Source organism: Yoonia sp. I 8.24 (assembly GCF_022096995.1).
Lineage (GTDB): Bacteria > Pseudomonadota > Alphaproteobacteria > Rhodobacterales > Rhodobacteraceae > Yoonia.
This window is the reverse complement of the sequence record NZ_JACXGQ010000001.1, coordinates 387326-405309: the sequence shown is the minus strand read 5'-3', so window position 1 is coordinate 405309 and position 17984 is coordinate 387326. Positions and strand designations below refer to the sequence as shown.

The following is a 17984-nucleotide window of genomic DNA, read 5'->3' as shown; positions in this document are numbered from 1 at the left end:
CCGGTGTAATTGTCGAAAATTTGCAGCGAAGGTGCGAAACACCTCTGATTGACCGCCACTGAGGCATAGTGCCGACTTGACCTTAGGGGGCACCGCGCGTAGTTCCTAACTAGCAAAAGGTAGGCGCTTGCCTGCATGGGAACTGATAAGGAAAGACGCACTTATGGGGATCGCCACCGGCCTGAATGATGCGGGCGCCGACAAGGAAGCTGCCACCCAGACCCTTAATCGCGAATTGCAGGACAAGGGTTTCCTTGTGACCAGCACCGCCGATATGATTAATTGGGCGCGCACAGGATCGTTGCACTGGATGACCTTTGGTCTTGCCTGCTGCGCGGTCGAAATGATGCACACCTCAATGCCGCGCTATGACCTTGAACGGTTTGGCACCGCGCCGCGGGCGTCGCCGCGTCAATCTGACTTGATGATCGTTGCCGGGACGCTGACCAATAAAATGGCCCCTGCGCTGCGCAAAGTGTACGACCAAATGCCTGAGCCGCGTTATGTGATCTCTATGGGGTCATGCGCGAATGGCGGCGGTTACTACCACTATAGCTATTCAGTCGTGCGTGGCTGTGACCGCATCGTGCCGGTTGATATTTATGTGCCGGGATGCCCGCCAACTGCTGAGGCCCTGCTATACGGTATTTTGCAGCTTCAGCGTAAGATTCGCCGCACCGGGACCATCGTGCGCTAAGCCGCGTGCCGAAAGGAATTATGATGACTGAAGCACTGAACGAACTTGGTACCCACCTTGAGCTTAAGCGCAACGATTGCGTTTTGTCTTGGGAGGTCACGCATGACGAGTTGACCGTGACGGTTGCACCGTCCTCGCTCGTGTCCTTTGTTGAGTTTTTGAAAACCGATCAGGCCTGTAAATTCTCAAGCCTCGTGGATATCACCGCCGTTGATTACCCAAGCCGGGCAAAACGGTTTGACGTAATTTACCATTTCCTGAGCATGTATCAGAACCAACGCATCCGTTTGCGCGTTCAGATTCGTGAAGATGAAATGATGCCGTCGATCCTGCCGGTGCACCCAAGTGCCAATTGGTTTGAGCGTGAAATCTTCGACATGTTCGGTGTTTTGTTCACCGGTCATCCAGATTTGCGCCGCATTTTAACCGATTACGGGTTCCGCGGCTACCCGCTGCGCAAAGATTTCCCGACCACGGGCTATACCGAAGTGCGCTATGACGAAGTGCAAAAGCGCGTCGTGTATGAGCCCGTGAAACTGGTCCAAGAATACCGCCAGTTCGACTTTATGTCACCGTGGGAAGGGGCCCAATACATCCTGCCCGGCGATGAGAAAAAAGAGGAGGCGCAGTAAGATGATGGACGGAAATATTCGCACAAACGCGTATGACGATGGTTCAACTGACGCGGCCACCGACGAACAGCAAATCCGGAATTTTAACATTAACTTTGGTCCGCAGCACCCGGCGGCCCACGGTGTTTTGCGTCTGGTGCTAGAGCTTGACGGCGAAATCGTAGAACGCTGCGATCCGCATATCGGCCTGCTGCACCGTGGCACCGAAAAGTTGATGGAAAGCCGCACCTATCTGCAAAACCTGCCATATTTCGACCGGTTGGATTATGTGGCCCCGATGAACCAAGAACACGCTTGGTGCCTGGCGATCGAAAAGCTGACAGGCACAGAAGTGCCGCGTCGCGCATCGCTGATCCGCGTGCTTTATTCCGAAATCGGCCGCGTGCTGAACCACCTGCTGAACGTCACCACGCAAGCGATGGATGTTGGCGCGCTGACCCCGCCGCTTTGGGGTTTTGAAGAACGTGAAAAGCTGATGGTCTTCTACGAGCGTGCCTGTGGCGCGCGTCTGCACGCAGCCTATTTCCGCCCCGGTGGTGTACACCAAGACCTGCCAGATCAACTGATCGAAGACATTGACCTTTGGGCTGTTGAATTCCCAAAGGTCCTTGCCGACATCGACGGACTATTGACGGAAAACCGGATTTTCAAACAGCGTAACGCCGACATTGGTATCGTCACCGAAGAAGACATCCAAGAATGGGGTTTCTCTGGTGTGATGGTGCGTGGATCTGGCCTTGCATGGGATTTGCGCCGCGCGGAGCCCTATGAATGCTACGACGAATTTGAGTTCCAAATTCCGGTTGGCAAAAATGGTGACTGCTACGACCGTTACCTGTGCCGCATGGAAGAAATGCGCCAGTCGACATCGATCATCCGTCAGGCCTGCGAAAAGCTGCGCCATGAAAAGGGCGACGTGATGGCGCGCGGTAAGATGACCCCGCCAACACGTGGCGAAATGAAGACATCGATGGAATCGCTGATCCACCACTTCAAACTTTATACCGAAGGGTTCCACGTTCCAGCGGGTGAAGTTTACGCCGCCGTTGAAGCCCCCAAAGGTGAATTTGGTGTGTTTTTGGTCGCTGACGGGTCCAACAAACCGTATCGCGCAAAGCTGCGCGCGCCGGGTTTCTTGCACCTGCAAGCGATGGATCACGTCGCAGGCGGCCACCAATTGGCTGACGTTGCGGCGATCATCGGGACGATGGACGTCGTGTTTGGTGAGATCGACCGCTGATGGCTATCCGATCGACATCTATTGCGCTGATCTGCTGTCTCTTGGGGGCACCAATCGGCGCGGAGGCAACTAAGGATGAATACGCTTCGATTATAGCGGCCGTTTCTGACGAAGTGCTCATTTCTACTGTGTTTGATTACATTGAATCTAAAGCTGTCGATTGCGTTGCAACACTCAATGTCGGCGGCGAAATTGCTGATAGAGAAACGGTCGAGGTCTTGACATTTGTTCTAGGTAAGCTTGCGGTCCCGGAGCTAGAGCAAGAAGCTCTTCTAGATGTACTTGATGCCCGTATGGATCAAGTTGATGATGCCTATGCTAATGAATTTTTGATGTCGCGTGTCGTAGACATTTATGAGACTGAAACGAATGCTGTGATAATACTCCCGGGCTGCGGGGTGGTAGGATCATGAGTGTTACACTTGATATTTGGCTGCTCATTCTTGGTGCCGTTGGTGGCATCGCGGGTGGTCTTGTTGCTAAGGGGCGCAGCCGCGTTTTGAAATCTGCATTGGCAGGTGCGGTGGCTGTATTTTTGGCGACGTTAATACGCGGTATGCTTTAGGCGTGCAGGAGAGAAAAACATGAAACGTTCTCTGATCGGTCTTTCATTTGTGACGCTTTCCGCCTGTTCAGGCGGGATGTTTCAAATTCCTGACTTTCGTCCCAATGCTACGCCTGCGCCCGCAGCTGTTCCTGTTGCGGCACCGATTGTGAATCCGCTTTCTGCAAAGGAACGGTTTGTGACGACGGTTGAACAAAACGGCTGCGTCGTGAACCAAAGCAACTCTGCCACCATTCTGACTGACGCGACGCTATCGCGCGAGGATTTGGCGCGCATCATGACTGAATTGCGGGCCGAAGGGCGCGGTCAAATCGCCGCTGACCAGCAATCGTTCGAACTTATTTCTGCGAATTGCCTCTGATGGAAGCTCCGAACCTCATCAACGCCGGATTGCCCGGCTTGCTGCTTATGACAGCCTTTTTTAACCCAGGTGGGATCGTTCCCACCGCCTTGTTCGTGCTGACCACATCAGCCGCCGTAATGACTGGGATACACTAATGCTACGCCGCCTATATCACGACCAGCCTGAAACATTTGCATTCACGCCAGACAACCAGAAATGGGCCGAAGCGCAGATGAAAAAATTCCCCGAAGGCCGTCAGGCCTCGGCTGTGATCCCGCTGCTTTGGCGCGCCCAAGAACAACACGGTTGGTTGACCCGCCCGGCGATTGAATATGTCGGGCAGATGCTTGATCTGGCCTACATCCGCGTCCTCGAAGTGGCTTCTTTCTATTTCATGTTCCAGCTTCAGCCTGTTGGTTCTATTGCCCATATTCAAGTTTGCGGCACATTGTCTTGCATGATTTGCGGCGCTGAAGATTTGATCGGCGTGTGTAAAGATAAGATCGCTGAAAAAGCGCATGAAGTATCGGCCGACGGCAAGTTTTCTTGGGAAGAGGTGGAATGCCTTGGATCTTGCGCGAACGCGCCAATGGCGCAGATCGGCAAGGACTATTACGAAGATCTGACCGCTGCCCGTCTCAGCGAAATCATTGATGAATTGGCCGCAGGGCAGGTGCCTGTTCCGGGTCCGCAAAACGGGCGCTTCGCTGCAGAGCCGCTCAAAGGGCTAACAACGCTGCGTGGTTTTGATAGCGGTAAGACAAAATATAACGCAAGCGTGCAAGCCGCTGTCGAAATCGGCGACACTGTAAAACGCATTGATGGCACCGAAGTTCCGCTTCTGACCCCTTGGGTCAAAGATGCCGCCGCAAAACCAACAAAACCAAAACCTGCCGCGAAACCCAAAGCCGCAAAACCTGCGGCTAAGCCCAAGGCGGCGGCTGCAAAACCTTCGGCTGCCGATGTCTCCGAAGAACAGCCGCTCACGTTGGATGCTGCGCGCGAAACAGGTGCTGATGACTTGAAAAAAATCAGCGGCGTTGGTCCAAAGCTGGAAGGCGTGTTGAACGACCTAGGTTTCTGGCATTTTGATCAGATCGCTGATTGGACCGATGCGCAGGTCGCTTGGGTCGATAGCCGTTTGAAATTCAAAGGTCGGATCATCCGTGACAATTGGATGGCGCAGGCCAAAGAACTTGCAAAAAAGTAACGATTGCGCGGTAAATGGGCGATTTGCGTAGATAAATCGCCCTTTGCACAAAAATCCCTAGGTGAATCCGTTAACGCGGGTAATTGTTTGGCAAATTGATCACCTATGGGAGTCTGCAAAATGAATGAACTCAAACCAATTACGCAGCGGATGCTGTTTATTGCTGGCGGCATTGGTGCCGTTTTTGCGATTCTTCTGCTGATTTTTAGCAAACTTGGTTTTTTTGGCGCGTTTTTTATTGGTCTGATTGTCGCTGCCGCGATCTTGTTTGCGATGATGATGGGGCTGCTTGATGCGCTTGTTGGAGAAGACGCGCCTGCCGCTGCAAGTCCCGTTGTTGATGCGCCACCAACCACGCCAGCGCCTGAACCTGAAGCCGCAACAGAACCAGAAGTGACGCCGGAACCAGAAATAACACCTGAGCCAGAGGTCAAAGCGGAACCAGAGCCCGAACCCGCGCTAGCAGCGGTGCCGGAAGTTGCAGAGGAAAACGCGCCAGAAGAGGCGCTAGAAGTCGCAGATGAAAAACCAGCAGGTTTGGATGCTGCTCGCGAAGGTGGGGCCGACGATCTGAAGAAGATCAAAGGTGTCGGTCCTAAACTTGAAATCATGCTTAACGGTATGGGGTTCTATCATTTTGATCAGATCGCGGCTTGGGGCCCGGCTGAACAAAAATGGGTTGATGAGAATTTGCCTGGATTTAAGGGTCGTGCAACGCGTGACAAATGGGTAGAACAGGCCAAGACCCTCGCGGCGGGATAAACCACCGTGTAAACCATGCGAAAGGCGGCGCCAAAGGGTGCCGTTCCACAGATGAGCAACGATTTAGACATCAAACGAGCCAAGTCAGGTCAACGCGCCGCGTTGATTCTTGCTGGAACAGGTGTTTTATGGATCGTAGCGACATGGGCAGGGTCACATTTCGGTTGGACCCAGCGCACGCGCGGGTTATTTGACCTTGCGGCGCTTGCTGGTTTCGGCTTTGCGCTGTGGCAGACATTTCAACTCTGGCGGACACGCCAGAACGACAAGGGCGAAAGCTGATGCTCAAAGACGAAGACCGTATTTTCACCAACCTATATGGTATGCACGACCGTACCTTGGCAGGCGCACAAGCACGTGGTCATTGGGATGGTACCGCCGATATCATCAAAAAAGGGCGCGATTGGATCGTGAACGAGATGAAAGCCTCTGGCCTGCGTGGCCGGGGCGGTGCGGGCTTTCCGACCGGTTTGAAATGGTCGTTCATGCCTAAAGAAAGCGACGGGCGTCCATCTTACCTTGTTGTGAACGCCGACGAATCTGAGCCGGGCACATGTAAAGACCGTGAAATCATGCGCCATGATCCGCACACGCTGGTCGAAGGCTGCTTGATCGCTTCTTTTGCGATGAACGCAAACGCCTGCTATATTTATATTCGCGGCGAATACATTCGCGAAAAAGAAGCCCTGCAAGCCGCCATCGACGAAGCTTACGCCGCAGGTTTGGTTGGCAAGAACGCTGCCAAATCCGGTTGGGATTTTGATATTTACCTGACCCACGGGGCAGGGGCCTATATTTGTGGCGAAGAAACCGCGCTGCTTGAAAGCCTTGAAGGCAAAAAGGGCATGCCGCGGATGAAGCCACCATTCCCTGCGGGTGCTGGTCTTTACGGCTGCCCGACAACTGTGAACAACGTCGAATCAATTGCTGTTGTACCGACAATCTTGCGTCGTGGTGGTGGCTGGTTCGCGGGCATTGGCCGTGCGAATAACGCAGGCACCAAACTGTTCGCGATTTCCGGTCACGTCAACAACCCCTGCGTTGTCGAAGAAGAAATGGGTATTTCTTTCGAAGAGCTGATTGAAAAGCACTGCGGTGGCATCAAAGGCGGCTGGGATAACCTTAAGGCTGTAATCCCTGGCGGGTCATCCGTGCCAAACGTGCGCGGTGAAAACATGCGCGATGCGATCATGGATTTTGACGGGCTGAAAGAAAAAGGCTCTAGCCTTGGGACCGCAGCGGTTATCGTGATGGATCAATCGACAGATATGATCAAAGCGATCTGGCGCCTGTCCAAGTTTTACAAGCACGAAAGCTGCGGTCAGTGCACACCGTGTCGCGAAGGCACCGGCTGGATGATGCGCGTTATGGAGCGTTTGGTAAAAGGTGATGCATCTGTTGAAGAAATCGATATGCTCTTCGATGTGACCAAACAGGTTGAGGGCCACACAATTTGTGCGCTTGGTGATGCGGCCGCTTGGCCAATTCAGGCTCTTATCCGGAATTTCCGGGATGAAATTGAAGACCGGATTAAACATAAACGTATTGCGGGGATTGCAGCAGAATGATGAAAACAGGCCTGATTTTTGGTGCGGCTTTGACGCTTGCCGCTTGTGCAACCGGATCGGGTGCTGCGCGCCCGTTTGATGATCCCGCAGTGCAAAAGCTCTATAACATGTCGACGCCGCAATACTATGCGACGCTGAAAGTCGCGAATGATGTTGCGCGCAACTGCGCTGATTTTCGCTATGACGCGGCCTTGGATGCTGAGCTGAACGAAAAACGCAACGAAATGGGGCGCGGTTCACTCTCTGCGATTCCTTTGCGTCTGGCGATTGAAACAGAAACCAGCGTCAGCGAACGCAGCTTTGAAGCAAAGCACGGTGTTGAAATGATCGGTCACGATCTATGTCCTGCCGCTGCGGCTGAAACGCTTGAAGGTACCGCGTTGAGCGCCCTTTTGGTACCTGTCTAGAATATCTGCGAAGACGCGATTTGTTTGGGCCGCCAGTTTCTGCGCGGCCCTTTTTATTTTTACGCGAAACCTGGCCGATCCCATAGGTTATCAAGGCACTGATATTGAATAACGGTACCGCAATGACGATCTCTGGTGCAATCAAAGGCGCATTAAGAACCGCCTAACAGGAGACGACACATGGCCAAGACCCCATTTATCATTGCCGCCGCCGCAGTTGTGTGCGGGCTTGCCGGCAATTTATCCGCGCAGACCGCGTTGCGTGACCAGCCCGATGTCCGCGACGGCATCATCTATGTCGGCATGGCCTATGAAATTTCCGAGCAGTGCAACGACATTCGCGCACGTACGTTTCGGGGTATTAATTTCCTTCAATCGCTCAAACGCCGGGCCGCCGAACTAGGTTATTCTGACGCTGAAATTGATGCCTATGTCGGGGATCGTGCCGAAAAACGTAGGCTCGAAGATATCGCGCGCGCACAGCTTGCGTTGCTTGGGGTGGTCGCTGATGATCCTGAAACATATTGCGCCGTTGGACGTGCGCAAATCGCCGCAAATACGCGCGTTGGGTGGTTGTTACGGTAAGGAGCCGAATTTGACGCGAATTTTGGCGTCTTTTTTGTCAAACTGACTGGCATCATGTTCCCGGTCGCGTTAGAACGCGGCTAACGCGGTCCCACCCCAAATTGTCGGGGAAGGCGCGCAAGGGAATAAAAAGGCACGCCATGTCTGATCTACGCAAAGTCGTCATTGATGGAACTGAGGTCGAAGTTGATGGGGCGATGACCCTCATCCAGGCCTGTGAACAGGTCGGGATCGAAGTCCCAAGGTTCTGCTATCACGAACGGCTTTCGATTGCGGGTAACTGCCGCATGTGTCTGGTTGAGGTCGTCGGCGGCCCGCCAAAGCCCACAGCCTCTTGTGCGATGCAGGTGCGTGACCTGCGCCCCGGTCCCGAAGGTCAGCCGCCCGTTGTGAAAACCAATTCGCCTATGGTCAAAAAGGCCCGTGAAGGTGTGATGGAATTCCTGCTGATCAACCACCCGCTGGATTGTCCGATTTGTGACCAAGGCGGCGAATGCGATCTGCAAGATCAGGCGATGGCCTACGGTGTTGACTTTAGCCGTTTCCGCGAGCCAAAGCGCGCGACCGATGATCTGGATCTTGGCCCACTTGTTGAAACCCATATGACGCGTTGTATTTCGTGCACACGCTGCGTGCGCTTCACGACAGAGGTCGCAGGCATCGCCCAAATGGGTCAGACGGGCCGTGGAGAAGACGCTGAAATCACCAGCTATCTGGGTGAAACGCTTGATTCGAACATGCAGGGTAACATCATTGACCTGTGTCCGGTTGGCGCACTGGTGTCGAAACCCTATGCGTTTACGGCCCGCCCTTGGGAATTAACCAAGACAGAATCAATTGATGTGATGGATGCTCTGGGCTCAAACATCCGCGTTGATACCAAAGGCCGCGAAGTGATGCGCATCTTGCCACGCAACCATGATGGCGTGAATGAAGAGTGGATTTCGGATAAAACCCGTTTTGTTTGGGATGGCCTGCGCAAGCAGCGTTTGGACACACCATACATCCGTGAAAACGGCAAATTACGTAAAGCTGGATGGGGCGAAGCCCTAACCGCCGCTGCCGCCGCGATGAACGGTAAAAAAGTCGCAGGGCTTGTCGGTGATTTGGCCCCGGTCGAGGCGACATTCGCATTAAAACAGTTGATCGAGGCTCAAGGCGGCGTGGTCGAGGCCCGTACAAACGGCGCGAAACTGCCAGCCGATAACCGCTCGGCCTATGTGGGCACCGCAGCTATCGCCGATATCGACGATGCAGAATACATCATGCTGATCGGCACCAACCCGCGCGAAGAATCGCCAGTCTTGAACGCCCGTATCCGTGCCGCTTGGTCCAAAGGGGCCAATGTCGCGCTGATCGGTGAAGCGGTCGATCTGACCTATGACTATGTGCACATGGGCAATGATCGTGACGCGCTTGTATCGCTTTCTGACCATGCATTCGGCGACATCAAAGACAAAAAATCTGTGATGATCGTGGGCCAAGGCGCGCTGAACGAGGCGGACGGCGAAGCTGTATTAAGCCAAGTGATGAAAGCAGTTGAACGCTCAAACGGCAAATTGATGGTGCTGCACGGGGCCGCGTCACGTGTTGGTGCGCTTGATGTTGGTGCTGTGACTGACGGTGGCATGGACACAATCAAAGATGCCGAGGTGATTTATAACCTTGGCGCGGATGAGGTCGACATCGCACCGGGCGCATTCGTGATCTATCAAGGGTCGCATGGGGATCGTGGTGCGCACCGCGCAGACATCATCCTGCCGGGCGCTGCCTATACCGAAGAAAACGGATTGTTTGTGAACACCGAAGGGCGTCCGCAGCTTGCACTCCGTGCTAGCTTCCCTCCGGGTGAAGCCAAAGAAAACTGGGCGATCTTGCGCGCGCTATCTGCTGAATTGGGCGCAACCTTGCCTTATGACAGCATGGCGCAACTGCGTCAGGCGATTGTGAGCGCCCACCCGCATTTGGGTCAGATTGACGAAGTCACGGAAAATGAATGGCAACCTATAGAGGCGAAAAAGCCGGGGAAAGCCGCGTTCAAGTACGCAATCACGGATTTCTACTTAACAAACCCAATCGCGCGTGCGTCCAGCTTGATGGCTGAACTCAGCGCGAATGCCAAAGCGCGGGCAACCCCCGCAGTTGCGGCTGAATAAGACGGGGTTCGCCCCATAAATTGCAGCCTTTGGGCTGGCACCAGTGGCACGACAAACACGCGCGCCGCGTCAAGATGGCACCAGTTCATGGTGTGAGGGAATAAATATGGTCGAGTTCTTCACCAATACCAACCTTGGGATCGTCCTTGTGATTTTGGCCCAGTGTTTGCTGGTTCTGGTTCCATTGCTGGTCGCTTTGGCGTTCTTGATGTATGCGGACCGCAAAATCTGGGCCGCCGTTCAGATGCGCAAAGGGCCAAACATGGTTGGTGCCTTTGGTCTGCTGCAATCCTTTGCGGATTTCTTGAAATACATCGTCAAAGAAATCGTTGTCCCTGCAGGCGCTGACAAATTTGTCTTCTTCCTTGCGCCGATGATTTCCTTTGTGCTGGCCGTGGTCGCATGGTCGGTGATCCCGTTTAACGATGGTTGGGTGCTGTCCAACATCAACGTCGCCATTCTGTTTGTCTTCGCGGTGTCCTCGCTCGAGGTTTACGGCGTGATCATGGGCGGTTGGGCGTCGAACTCTAAATACCCATTCCTTGGCTCGCTGCGCTCTGCCGCGCAGATGATTTCTTACGAAGTCTCGCTGGGCCTGATCATCATCGGTGTGATTATCTCAACCGGTTCCATGAACTTTGGCGATATCGTCGCGGCCCAAGACGGCAAGGCGGGCCTGTTCAACTGGTACTGGGTTGCGCATTTCCCGATGCTGTTCCTTTTCTTTATCTCAGCACTCGCTGAAACGAACCGGCCACCGTTCGATTTGCCCGAAGCGGAATCGGAACTGGTTGCTGGGTATCAGGTTGAATATTCATCAACACCGTTCCTGCTGTTCATGATCGGTGAATTGATGGCCGTCGTGCTGATGTGCGCGCTGATTTCACTGCTGTTCTTTGGCGGCTGGTTGTCACCAATTCCGGGCCTGCCAGATGGCATCCTGTGGATGGTGCTGAAAATGTCCGCCTGTTTCTTTGTCTTCTCAATGGTCAAGGCGATCACACCGCGCTACCGCTATGACCAACTGATGCGGATCGGCTGGAAAGTCTTCTTGCCGCTCTCACTCTTCTGGGTGGTTCTGGTGTCATTCCTCGCAAAATTCGAAGTGCTCGGCGGTTTCTGGGCGCGCTGGACAATGGGTGTTTAGTTGATCCTACGAGCGATCATAATTCGGGGAACGCTTGCAGTTTCTGCTGGGCTTGCTTTGCCCTGCATAGCTGTAGCGCAGAACTACCGTGACTATGGCCATCCTGGATTTGCAGAATCAATAGTGTCATATGTGTTCGAGACGTGCCCTTTGGCAGACGCCGAAGCTACAAAGATAGCTGATGACTTGAGAGAGATACTGACATACAGCGCTCTAGATTCGGCGGATGTTTCACACGCTAGTCTGCAGGCTGAAATGAATGGTAAGGCGTATTTGACGAATGTTATGACTGACTTAGATAAGCATGGTCAGGCACTTACGTTTGTATCTGCGTATGGGGTGGTCAAAAATCTAGGATACGGCGGCTTGCTAGTTGATGAAGAGCATCTCCAAGAGCGCGATTATCTTGAGATAGAAGCTACAGAAAGAGATTTAGCGCGCGCGACTCTTGATCTCATGGAATGTTTGTTGCCCAACGCTGAAGATGCCATTAATCCACCAACAGCGTCCGGTTTGGGCGAACAAGGTGAAGCGCTTTGGAAAACAACTGTTGCTCCGATCCATGCAAGCGTTTGCGAAATAGACTTTTATGTTCTTATGCGACGATTTGTCGACGCAGACTTTGAAAACACCGAACCCACTGAGAGGCAGGCGTTGGTGGACGAAATCATTTCTGATCACTCGCAATACCTAGATGCCGGTAACATCTCCGACAAATGCGAGGAATTCACCTAGGATGACCCAAATGGATTACACACGCGCCGTAAAGTATTTCCTGCTGCAGGATTTCTATGTCGGTTTTAAACTGGGGTTGAAGTATTTCTTCTCGCCCAAGGCGACGTTGAACTACCCGCATGAAAAGGGGCCGCTGAGCCCGCGCTTTCGTGGCGAACATGCGCTGCGCCGTTATTCGAATGGTGAAGAGCGTTGTATCGCTTGCAAACTGTGCGAGGCCGTGTGCCCCGCGCAGGCGATCACCATTGATGCGGAACCGCGCGATGATGGATCACGCCGCACCACCCGCTATGACATTGATATGACCAAATGCATCTACTGTGGTTTCTGTCAGGAAGCCTGCCCGGTGGATGCCATTGTTGAGGGGCCGAATTTCGAATTCAGCACCGAAACCCGCGAAGAACTGTATTACGACAAAGAAAAACTACTGGCGAACGGCGACCGTTGGGAATCCGAGATTGCGCGCAATCTCGAACTTGACGCACCGTACCGGTAGGGGACAAAGAAGATGGGCGCTTGGGGCGTAGGATCACTCGACAATGACGGCAGCCAAGATTGGCTGACCGATTTTGGTGAATTTGGGGCCTCTGCGGCGACCGATATTCTTGATGCGTGTTCTGACGCGATCGCCAGCGGCTATGTCGAAAGTGATATCGGGACGGGCGTGATTGCCTTGGCCGAAGTTGTCGCTGCTGCCCTTGGCAAGCCGGACGAGGATCTTGCGGATCAGTTGGAAGATCCGGTTGAAAACCACAAAGATGCTCTGTTGGATGTCGACAACGTACAAGCCCGCACCAGCGAGGCGCTTGAAGCGTTGATGGCCGACGCCGAAACATCAGAGCTTTATGATCTTTGGGCCGAGGCCGATGAGCTTGACGATTGGCTCACCCAGATGAAGACGTTGCGTGCGCGATTGGATGCTGCATGAACGATCAAAACCCTTTTGAAGCCATGATGAAGATGGGGCAAGATTGGGCCAAGTCGATGAATGTCGACATGGATGCCTTTACCCCTACCGGATTTGAAAACCTATGGCCGACCATGCCAAAGGAAACCATGGAAATGTTTTTTGGCAAAGGCGTGAACCCTGATGGGTTAGACGCCAAGACCCGGCTTTTGTTGACTCTCGCGGGGCTGACAGTGCTTGGGGCGCAAGCCGATGCGCAAATTCGCCTGACCGTGCGGCATTTGACCGAAGCGGGTGCGACAAAACAGGAAATCGCCGAAACAATCGCCCAGATGGGTATGTTTGGCGGTGTTCCTGCCATGAATAAGGCCATGCAATTGGCCAATGAAGTGTTGGAAAAGGACGAAACCGCATGAGTGTTTTCGCGTTCACATTCTATCTGTTTGCTATCTCCACGGTTGTGGGGGGATTGTTCACAGTGGTTAGCCGCAACCCTGTGCATTCGGTGCTTTGGTTGATCCTTGCATTTTTGTCAGCGGCGGGGCTGTTTGTCACGCTTGGCGCTGAATTCGTGGCAATGCTGTTGATCATCGTTTACGTCGGCGCGGTCGCGGTGCTTTTCCTCTTTGTTGTCATGATGCTGGACGTCGATTTCGCTGAACTCAAGGCGGAGATGGCGAAATATATGCCGCTCGCTTTGTTGATCGGTATCGTCATCATCATGCAGTTGGCGCTGGCCTTTGGTGTCTGGGATTTCTCTGACGGGGTATCAGCACGGGTCGCCGCACCACAAGGCGATGCAGATAACACGGCTGCTTTGGGCATGCTGATTTATGACAAATACATCATGCTGTTCCAGCTCGCAGGCCTTATCCTGCTGGTCGCGATGATTGGTGCGATTGTGCTGACGCTGCGCCACCGCGTAGACATCAAACGCCAAAACGTGATCGCGCAAATGCACCGCGATCCGGCCAAGGCAATGGAACTCAAAGACGTTAAACCGGGGCAGGGGCTGTGATGAAGATATTTTCTTTGAACGTTTTTGCCTTAGAAGGAATGACACGATGATCGGACTTGAACATTATCTCGCGGTGGCTGCGGCCCTGTTTGTCATTGGCATCTTTGGCCTGTTTTTGAACCGTAAAAACGTGATCATCCTGCTGATGAGCATCGAATTGATGCTGCTGGCAGTGAACATCAACTTTGTCGCTTTCTCAAGCTACCTTGATGACCTTGTCGGCCAAGTTTTCACTCTATTTGTTCTGACAGTTGCCGCTGCCGAAGCGGCGATTGGTCTGGCCATTCTGGTTTGTTTCTTCCGCAACCGCGGAACCATCGACGTTGAAGACGTCAACGTGATGAAGGGTTAAGGCACATGGAAACCACCATTCTATTTGCTCCGCTTGTGGGCGCGCTTATTGGCGGCTTCGGTTGGAGAATGATCGGCGAAACCGCCGCGCAGTGGGTAACCACGGGCCTGCTGTTCTTGGCTGCGTTCCTATCATGGATTGTGTTCCTGACGTTTGACGGCACCACAGAGACGATCCACATCCTGCGCTGGATCGAGAGCGGCACACTGTCGACCGATTGGTCAATCCGTATGGACCGTTTGACCGCGATCATGCTGATTGTGATCACGACAGTTTCGGCGCTCGTGCATCTGTATTCATTCGGCTACATGGCCCATGACGAACACTTTAGTGAAGGCCAGAACTACAAGGCGCGATTCTTTGCCTACCTGTCGTTCTTTACCTTTGCGATGTTGATGCTGGTGACCTCTGACAACCTCGTACAGATGTTCTTTGGCTGGGAAGGCGTGGGCGTTGCATCCTATTTGCTGATTGGTTTTTATTATAAGAAACCATCTGCGGGCGCTGCTGCGATGAAGGCCTTTGTCGTCAACCGGGTTGGCGACTTTGGTTTCGCGCTAGGTATCTTTGCGCTTTATATGATGACGGATAGCATTCGCTTTGATGATATCTTTGCAGCTGTGCCGCATCTGGCTGAACAAAACTTGCATTTCTTGTGGCGTGACTGGAATGCGGCCAACCTGATCGCGATGTTGTTGTTCATCGGCGCGATGGGCAAATCGGCGCAGTTGATTTTGCACACATGGTTGCCGGACGCGATGGAAGGGCCAACGCCTGTTTCCGCGCTGATCCACGCCGCGACCATGGTTACGGCTGGTGTCTTCCTTGTGTGCCGCATGTCACCGCTGATGGAATACGCGCCAGAAACCACTGCGTTTATCGTTTTCTTGGGTGCCACAACCGCGTTCTTCGCGGCGACCGTGGGCCTTGTGCAAAACGACATCAAACGTGTCATCGCCTATTCAACCTGTTCGCAGCTGGGCTATATGTTCGTGGCTGCCGGTGTTGGCGTCTATTCGGTCGCGATGTTCCACCTGCTGACACATGCGTTCTTTAAAGCGATGTTGTTCCTTGGTGCGGGCTCTGTGATCCACGCGATGCACCACGAACAAGACATGCGGAACTATGGCGGTCTGCGCAAAAAGATCCCCTATACGTTCTGGGCGATGATGATCGGCACCTTGGCGATTACCGGTGTTGGTATTCCGCTGACACACATCGGTTTCGCGGGCTTCTTGTCCAAAGATGCGGTGATCGAGAGCGCCTTTGCAGGCACATCCGGTGGCTATGCGTTCTGGATGCTTGTGATTGCGGCCTTCATGACCAGTTTTTACAGCTGGCGCCTGATGTTCCTGACCTTCTATGGCACGCCGCGCGGTGACAAGCATACGCATGATCACGCGCATGAAAGCCCAATGGTTATGTTGATCCCGCTGGGGGTTCTTGGGCTTGGTGCGGTGTTCTCTGGGATGCTTTGGTATAATTCATTCTTTGGGGATCACCATAAGGTCGAAACTTTCTTTGGGATTGCTGACGCGGAAATGCACGCGGATGACGGCCACGGTGAAACCGACGCGCATGGTGATGATCACGCGACCGATGACCACGCTGACGATCACGCAACGGATGCAGAGCATGCCTCAGTACCAGGTAAGGGTGCCATCTTTATGGCCGACGACAACCACGTGATGGACGATGCGCACCATGCGCCGACATGGGTCAAGGTATCGCCTTTCGTTGCGATGATCTTGGGCTTTGGCCTCGCGTTCTTGATGTATATCCGTCGTCCTGATCTGCCGGGCAAACTGGCGACGCAACAAGCACCGCTTTATCGGTTCTTGCTGAACAAATGGTACTTTGACGAGCTGTACGATCTGATCTTTGTACGGCCTGCGATGGCCATTGGGCGGTTCTTCTGGAAACGCGGAGATACGCAACTAATTGATGGTGGGATTAACGGTTTGGCCATGGGCATCATTCCATTCTTCACAAGGCTCGCCGGGCGCGCGCAGTCTGGCTATGTGTTCACCTATGCATTGGGCATGGTTATCGGGATCACGGTGCTGCTGACCATTGTGTCGATGTCAGGGGGGGCGCACTAATGAGCAATATCCTTTCGCTTACGACCTTCATCCCGCTGGGCGGGGCTATCATTCTTGCATTGCTTTTGCGTGGCGATGACGCAGCGGCGCAGAAAAACGCCAAATGGGTGGCGATGAGCACATCGCTGGTCACCTTTGTCGTATCCTTGTTTATCCTGTCGAACTTTGATCCGTCTGACACGGGTTTTCAGTTTGTTGAAGAGCGCACATGGTTGGCAGGTCTGCAATATAAGATGGGTGTTGATGGGATCAGCATCCTGTTTGTGATGCTGACCACATTCCTGATGCCACTGGTATTTGCGTCCTGCTGGAATGTGACCACACGCGTCAAAGAATACATGATCGCGTTCCTGCTTTTGGAAACATTGATGTTGGGCGTGTTCATGGCGCTCGATCTGGTTCTGTTCTATCTGTTCTTTGAGGCTGGCCTGATCCCAATGTTCTTGATCATCGGAATTTGGGGCGGCAAGAACCGGATTTACGCATCTTTCAAGTTCTTCCTCTATACGTTCCTTGGCTCTGTGCTGATGCTGGTGGCGATGGTCGCGATGTTCTATCACGCGGGCACCACCGACATCGCGCTGCTGCTGTCCCCAGAAGTCAGCTTTGCCTCCGACCCAATCACAGTGCTTGGCCTGAACATCATGGGGGGGGCGCAGACCTTGATGTGGATTGCGTTCTTTGCATCCTTTGCCGTGAAAATGCCAATGTGGCCGGTTCACACTTGGTTGCCTGACGCGCACGTGCAAGCCCCGACAGCGGGTTCTGTCGTGCTGGCGGCGATCCTGCTGAAAATGGGTGGCTACGGTTTCTTGCGGTTCAGCTTGCCAATGTTCCCAATCGGATCAGAGGTCATGGGGCCGCTGGTGCTTTGGCTGTCGGCAATCGCGATTGTATACACTTCGCTTGTCGCACTGGTCCAAGAGGACATGAAAAAGCTGATCGCCTATTCATCGGTCGCCCACATGGGGTACGTGACGATGGGGATCTTTGCCGTTAACCAACAAGGCATCGACGGCGCGATCTTCCAGATGATCAGCCACGGCTTTATCTCTGGCGCGTTGTTCCTATGTGTTGGCGTGATTTATGACCGGATGCACACCCGCGACATCGACGCCTATGGCGGTCTGGTGAACCGGATGCCGGCCTATGCGTTGATCTTTATGTTCTTTACCATGGCCAATGTTGGCCTGCCGGGGACATCTGGGTTTATCGGCGAATTCTTGGTCCTGATCGGTATCTTCCAAGTAAACACCTGGGTGGCGGCGATCGCAACAACGGGCGTTATTTTCTCGGCGGCTTATGCGCTGTGGCTGTACCGCCGGGTTGTGATGGGCGATCTGATCAAAGAAAGCCTGAAGTCGATCACAGATATGACCAAGCGCGAAAAGCTGATCTTTGTCCCACTGGTTACCATGACATTGCTGTTGGGTGTCTACCCCGCGCTGGTTCTTGATATTATCGGGCCAAGCGTCGAAGCATTGGTTGAAAATTACGAAACGGCGGTCGCGGGCTTTGCGCCTGTCACCCCAGTAGCGTCGCATTAAGGAACGGATGA

The 17984-nt window shown here is 53.5% G+C and carries 22 protein-coding genes; all 22 read left to right on the top strand.

What is annotated here, in order from left to right; genetic code table 11:
* Positions 1-163 precede the first annotated feature (163 nt).
* Positions 164-697: an NADH-quinone oxidoreductase subunit B family protein gene (locus tag Yoon_RS02085; RefSeq protein ID WP_090199045.1), complete on the top strand. Its 534-nt coding sequence runs from the start codon at positions 164-166 to the stop codon at positions 695-697.
* A gap of 23 nt (positions 698-720) precedes the next feature.
* Positions 721-1329: an NADH-quinone oxidoreductase subunit C gene (locus Yoon_RS02080; protein WP_238109984.1), complete on the top strand. Its 609-nt coding sequence runs from the start codon at positions 721-723 to the stop codon at positions 1327-1329.
* A 1-nt stretch (position 1330) separates the two neighbouring features.
* Entirely contained in the window at positions 1331-2569 is a 1239-nt protein-coding gene (locus tag Yoon_RS02075; RefSeq protein WP_370642076.1) for an NADH-quinone oxidoreductase subunit D, read from the top strand.
* Positions 2569-2982 (top strand): hypothetical protein, encoded by a 414-nt coding sequence (locus tag Yoon_RS02070; RefSeq protein ID WP_238109700.1) that lies wholly within the window; start codon positions 2569-2571, stop codon positions 2980-2982. Before Yoon_RS02075 ends, Yoon_RS02070 begins: the two co-directional genes overlap by 1 nt.
* Positions 2979-3134, top strand: coding sequence for a hypothetical protein (locus tag Yoon_RS02065; protein WP_238109698.1), 156 nt, complete (start codon positions 2979-2981; stop codon positions 3132-3134). The genes Yoon_RS02070 and Yoon_RS02065 overlap by 4 nt, the downstream gene beginning before the upstream one ends.
* A 19-nt stretch (positions 3135-3153) precedes the next feature.
* Complete coding sequence (locus tag Yoon_RS02060; RefSeq protein ID WP_238109697.1) at positions 3154-3495, top strand: hypothetical protein; 342 nt, start codon at positions 3154-3156, stop codon at positions 3493-3495.
* Between the two features lie 136 nt (positions 3496-3631).
* Entirely contained in the window at positions 3632-4687 is a 1056-nt protein-coding gene (nuoE, locus tag Yoon_RS02055; RefSeq protein WP_238109696.1) for an NADH-quinone oxidoreductase subunit NuoE, read from the top strand.
* 120 nt (positions 4688-4807) lie between these two features.
* Complete coding sequence (locus Yoon_RS02050) at positions 4808-5449, top strand: NADH:ubiquinone oxidoreductase (RefSeq protein ID WP_238109693.1); 642 nt, start codon at positions 4808-4810, stop codon at positions 5447-5449.
* Between the two features lie 51 nt (positions 5450-5500).
* Complete coding sequence (locus Yoon_RS02045; protein WP_113776554.1) at positions 5501-5731, top strand: DUF5337 domain-containing protein; 231 nt, start codon at positions 5501-5503, stop codon at positions 5729-5731.
* Positions 5731-7017, top strand: a complete 1287-nt coding sequence (gene nuoF, locus Yoon_RS02040; protein WP_238109691.1) for an NADH-quinone oxidoreductase subunit NuoF — start codon at positions 5731-5733, stop codon at positions 7015-7017. The genes Yoon_RS02045 and nuoF overlap by 1 nt, the downstream gene beginning before the upstream one ends.
* Positions 7014-7424: a hypothetical protein gene (locus Yoon_RS02035; protein WP_238109688.1), complete on the top strand. Its 411-nt coding sequence runs from the start codon at positions 7014-7016 to the stop codon at positions 7422-7424. The genes nuoF and Yoon_RS02035 overlap by 4 nt, the downstream gene beginning before the upstream one ends.
* A gap of 180 nt (positions 7425-7604) precedes the next feature.
* Positions 7605-8009 (top strand): DUF5333 domain-containing protein, encoded by a 405-nt coding sequence (locus Yoon_RS02030; protein WP_238109687.1) that lies wholly within the window; start codon positions 7605-7607, stop codon positions 8007-8009.
* A gap of 140 nt (positions 8010-8149) precedes the next feature.
* Positions 8150-10165, top strand: coding sequence for an NADH-quinone oxidoreductase subunit NuoG (gene nuoG / locus Yoon_RS02025; protein WP_238109685.1), 2016 nt, complete (start codon positions 8150-8152; stop codon positions 10163-10165).
* A gap of 106 nt (positions 10166-10271) precedes the next feature.
* Positions 10272-11312 carry an NADH-quinone oxidoreductase subunit NuoH gene (nuoH, locus tag Yoon_RS02020; protein WP_238109683.1) on the top strand — a complete coding sequence of 347 codons (1041 nt, stop codon included), beginning with the start codon at positions 10272-10274 and terminating at the stop codon, positions 11310-11312.
* A 150-nt stretch (positions 11313-11462) separates the two neighbouring features.
* On the top strand, positions 11463-12047 hold the full coding sequence (locus Yoon_RS02015; protein ID WP_238109681.1) for a hypothetical protein: 585 nt from the start codon (positions 11463-11465) through the stop codon (positions 12045-12047).
* Between the two features lies 1 nt (position 12048).
* A complete protein-coding gene (nuoI, locus tag Yoon_RS02010; protein WP_238109679.1) occupies positions 12049-12543 on the top strand; it encodes an NADH-quinone oxidoreductase subunit NuoI in 495 nt (164 codons plus the stop codon).
* Between the two features lie 12 nt (positions 12544-12555).
* Positions 12556-12975 (top strand): DUF4259 domain-containing protein, encoded by a 420-nt coding sequence (locus Yoon_RS02005; RefSeq protein ID WP_238109670.1) that lies wholly within the window; start codon positions 12556-12558, stop codon positions 12973-12975.
* Positions 12972-13370 (top strand): carboxymuconolactone decarboxylase family protein, encoded by a 399-nt coding sequence (locus tag Yoon_RS02000; RefSeq protein ID WP_238109669.1) that lies wholly within the window; start codon positions 12972-12974, stop codon positions 13368-13370. Before Yoon_RS02005 ends, Yoon_RS02000 begins: the two co-directional genes overlap by 4 nt.
* Positions 13367-13972, top strand: coding sequence for an NADH-quinone oxidoreductase subunit J (locus Yoon_RS01995; protein ID WP_238109667.1), 606 nt, complete (start codon positions 13367-13369; stop codon positions 13970-13972). Before Yoon_RS02000 ends, Yoon_RS01995 begins: the two co-directional genes overlap by 4 nt.
* 46 nt (positions 13973-14018) lie before the next feature.
* Complete coding sequence (gene nuoK, locus Yoon_RS01990; protein ID WP_113776488.1) at positions 14019-14324, top strand: NADH-quinone oxidoreductase subunit NuoK; 306 nt, start codon at positions 14019-14021, stop codon at positions 14322-14324.
* Between the two features lie 5 nt (positions 14325-14329).
* Positions 14330-16426: an NADH-quinone oxidoreductase subunit L gene (nuoL, locus tag Yoon_RS01985; RefSeq protein ID WP_238109666.1), complete on the top strand. Its 2097-nt coding sequence runs from the start codon at positions 14330-14332 to the stop codon at positions 16424-16426.
* On the top strand, positions 16426-17973 hold the full coding sequence (locus Yoon_RS01980; protein WP_238109664.1) for an NADH-quinone oxidoreductase subunit M: 1548 nt from the start codon (positions 16426-16428) through the stop codon (positions 17971-17973). The genes nuoL and Yoon_RS01980 overlap by 1 nt, the downstream gene beginning before the upstream one ends.
* Positions 17974-17984: the final 11 nt, after the last annotated feature.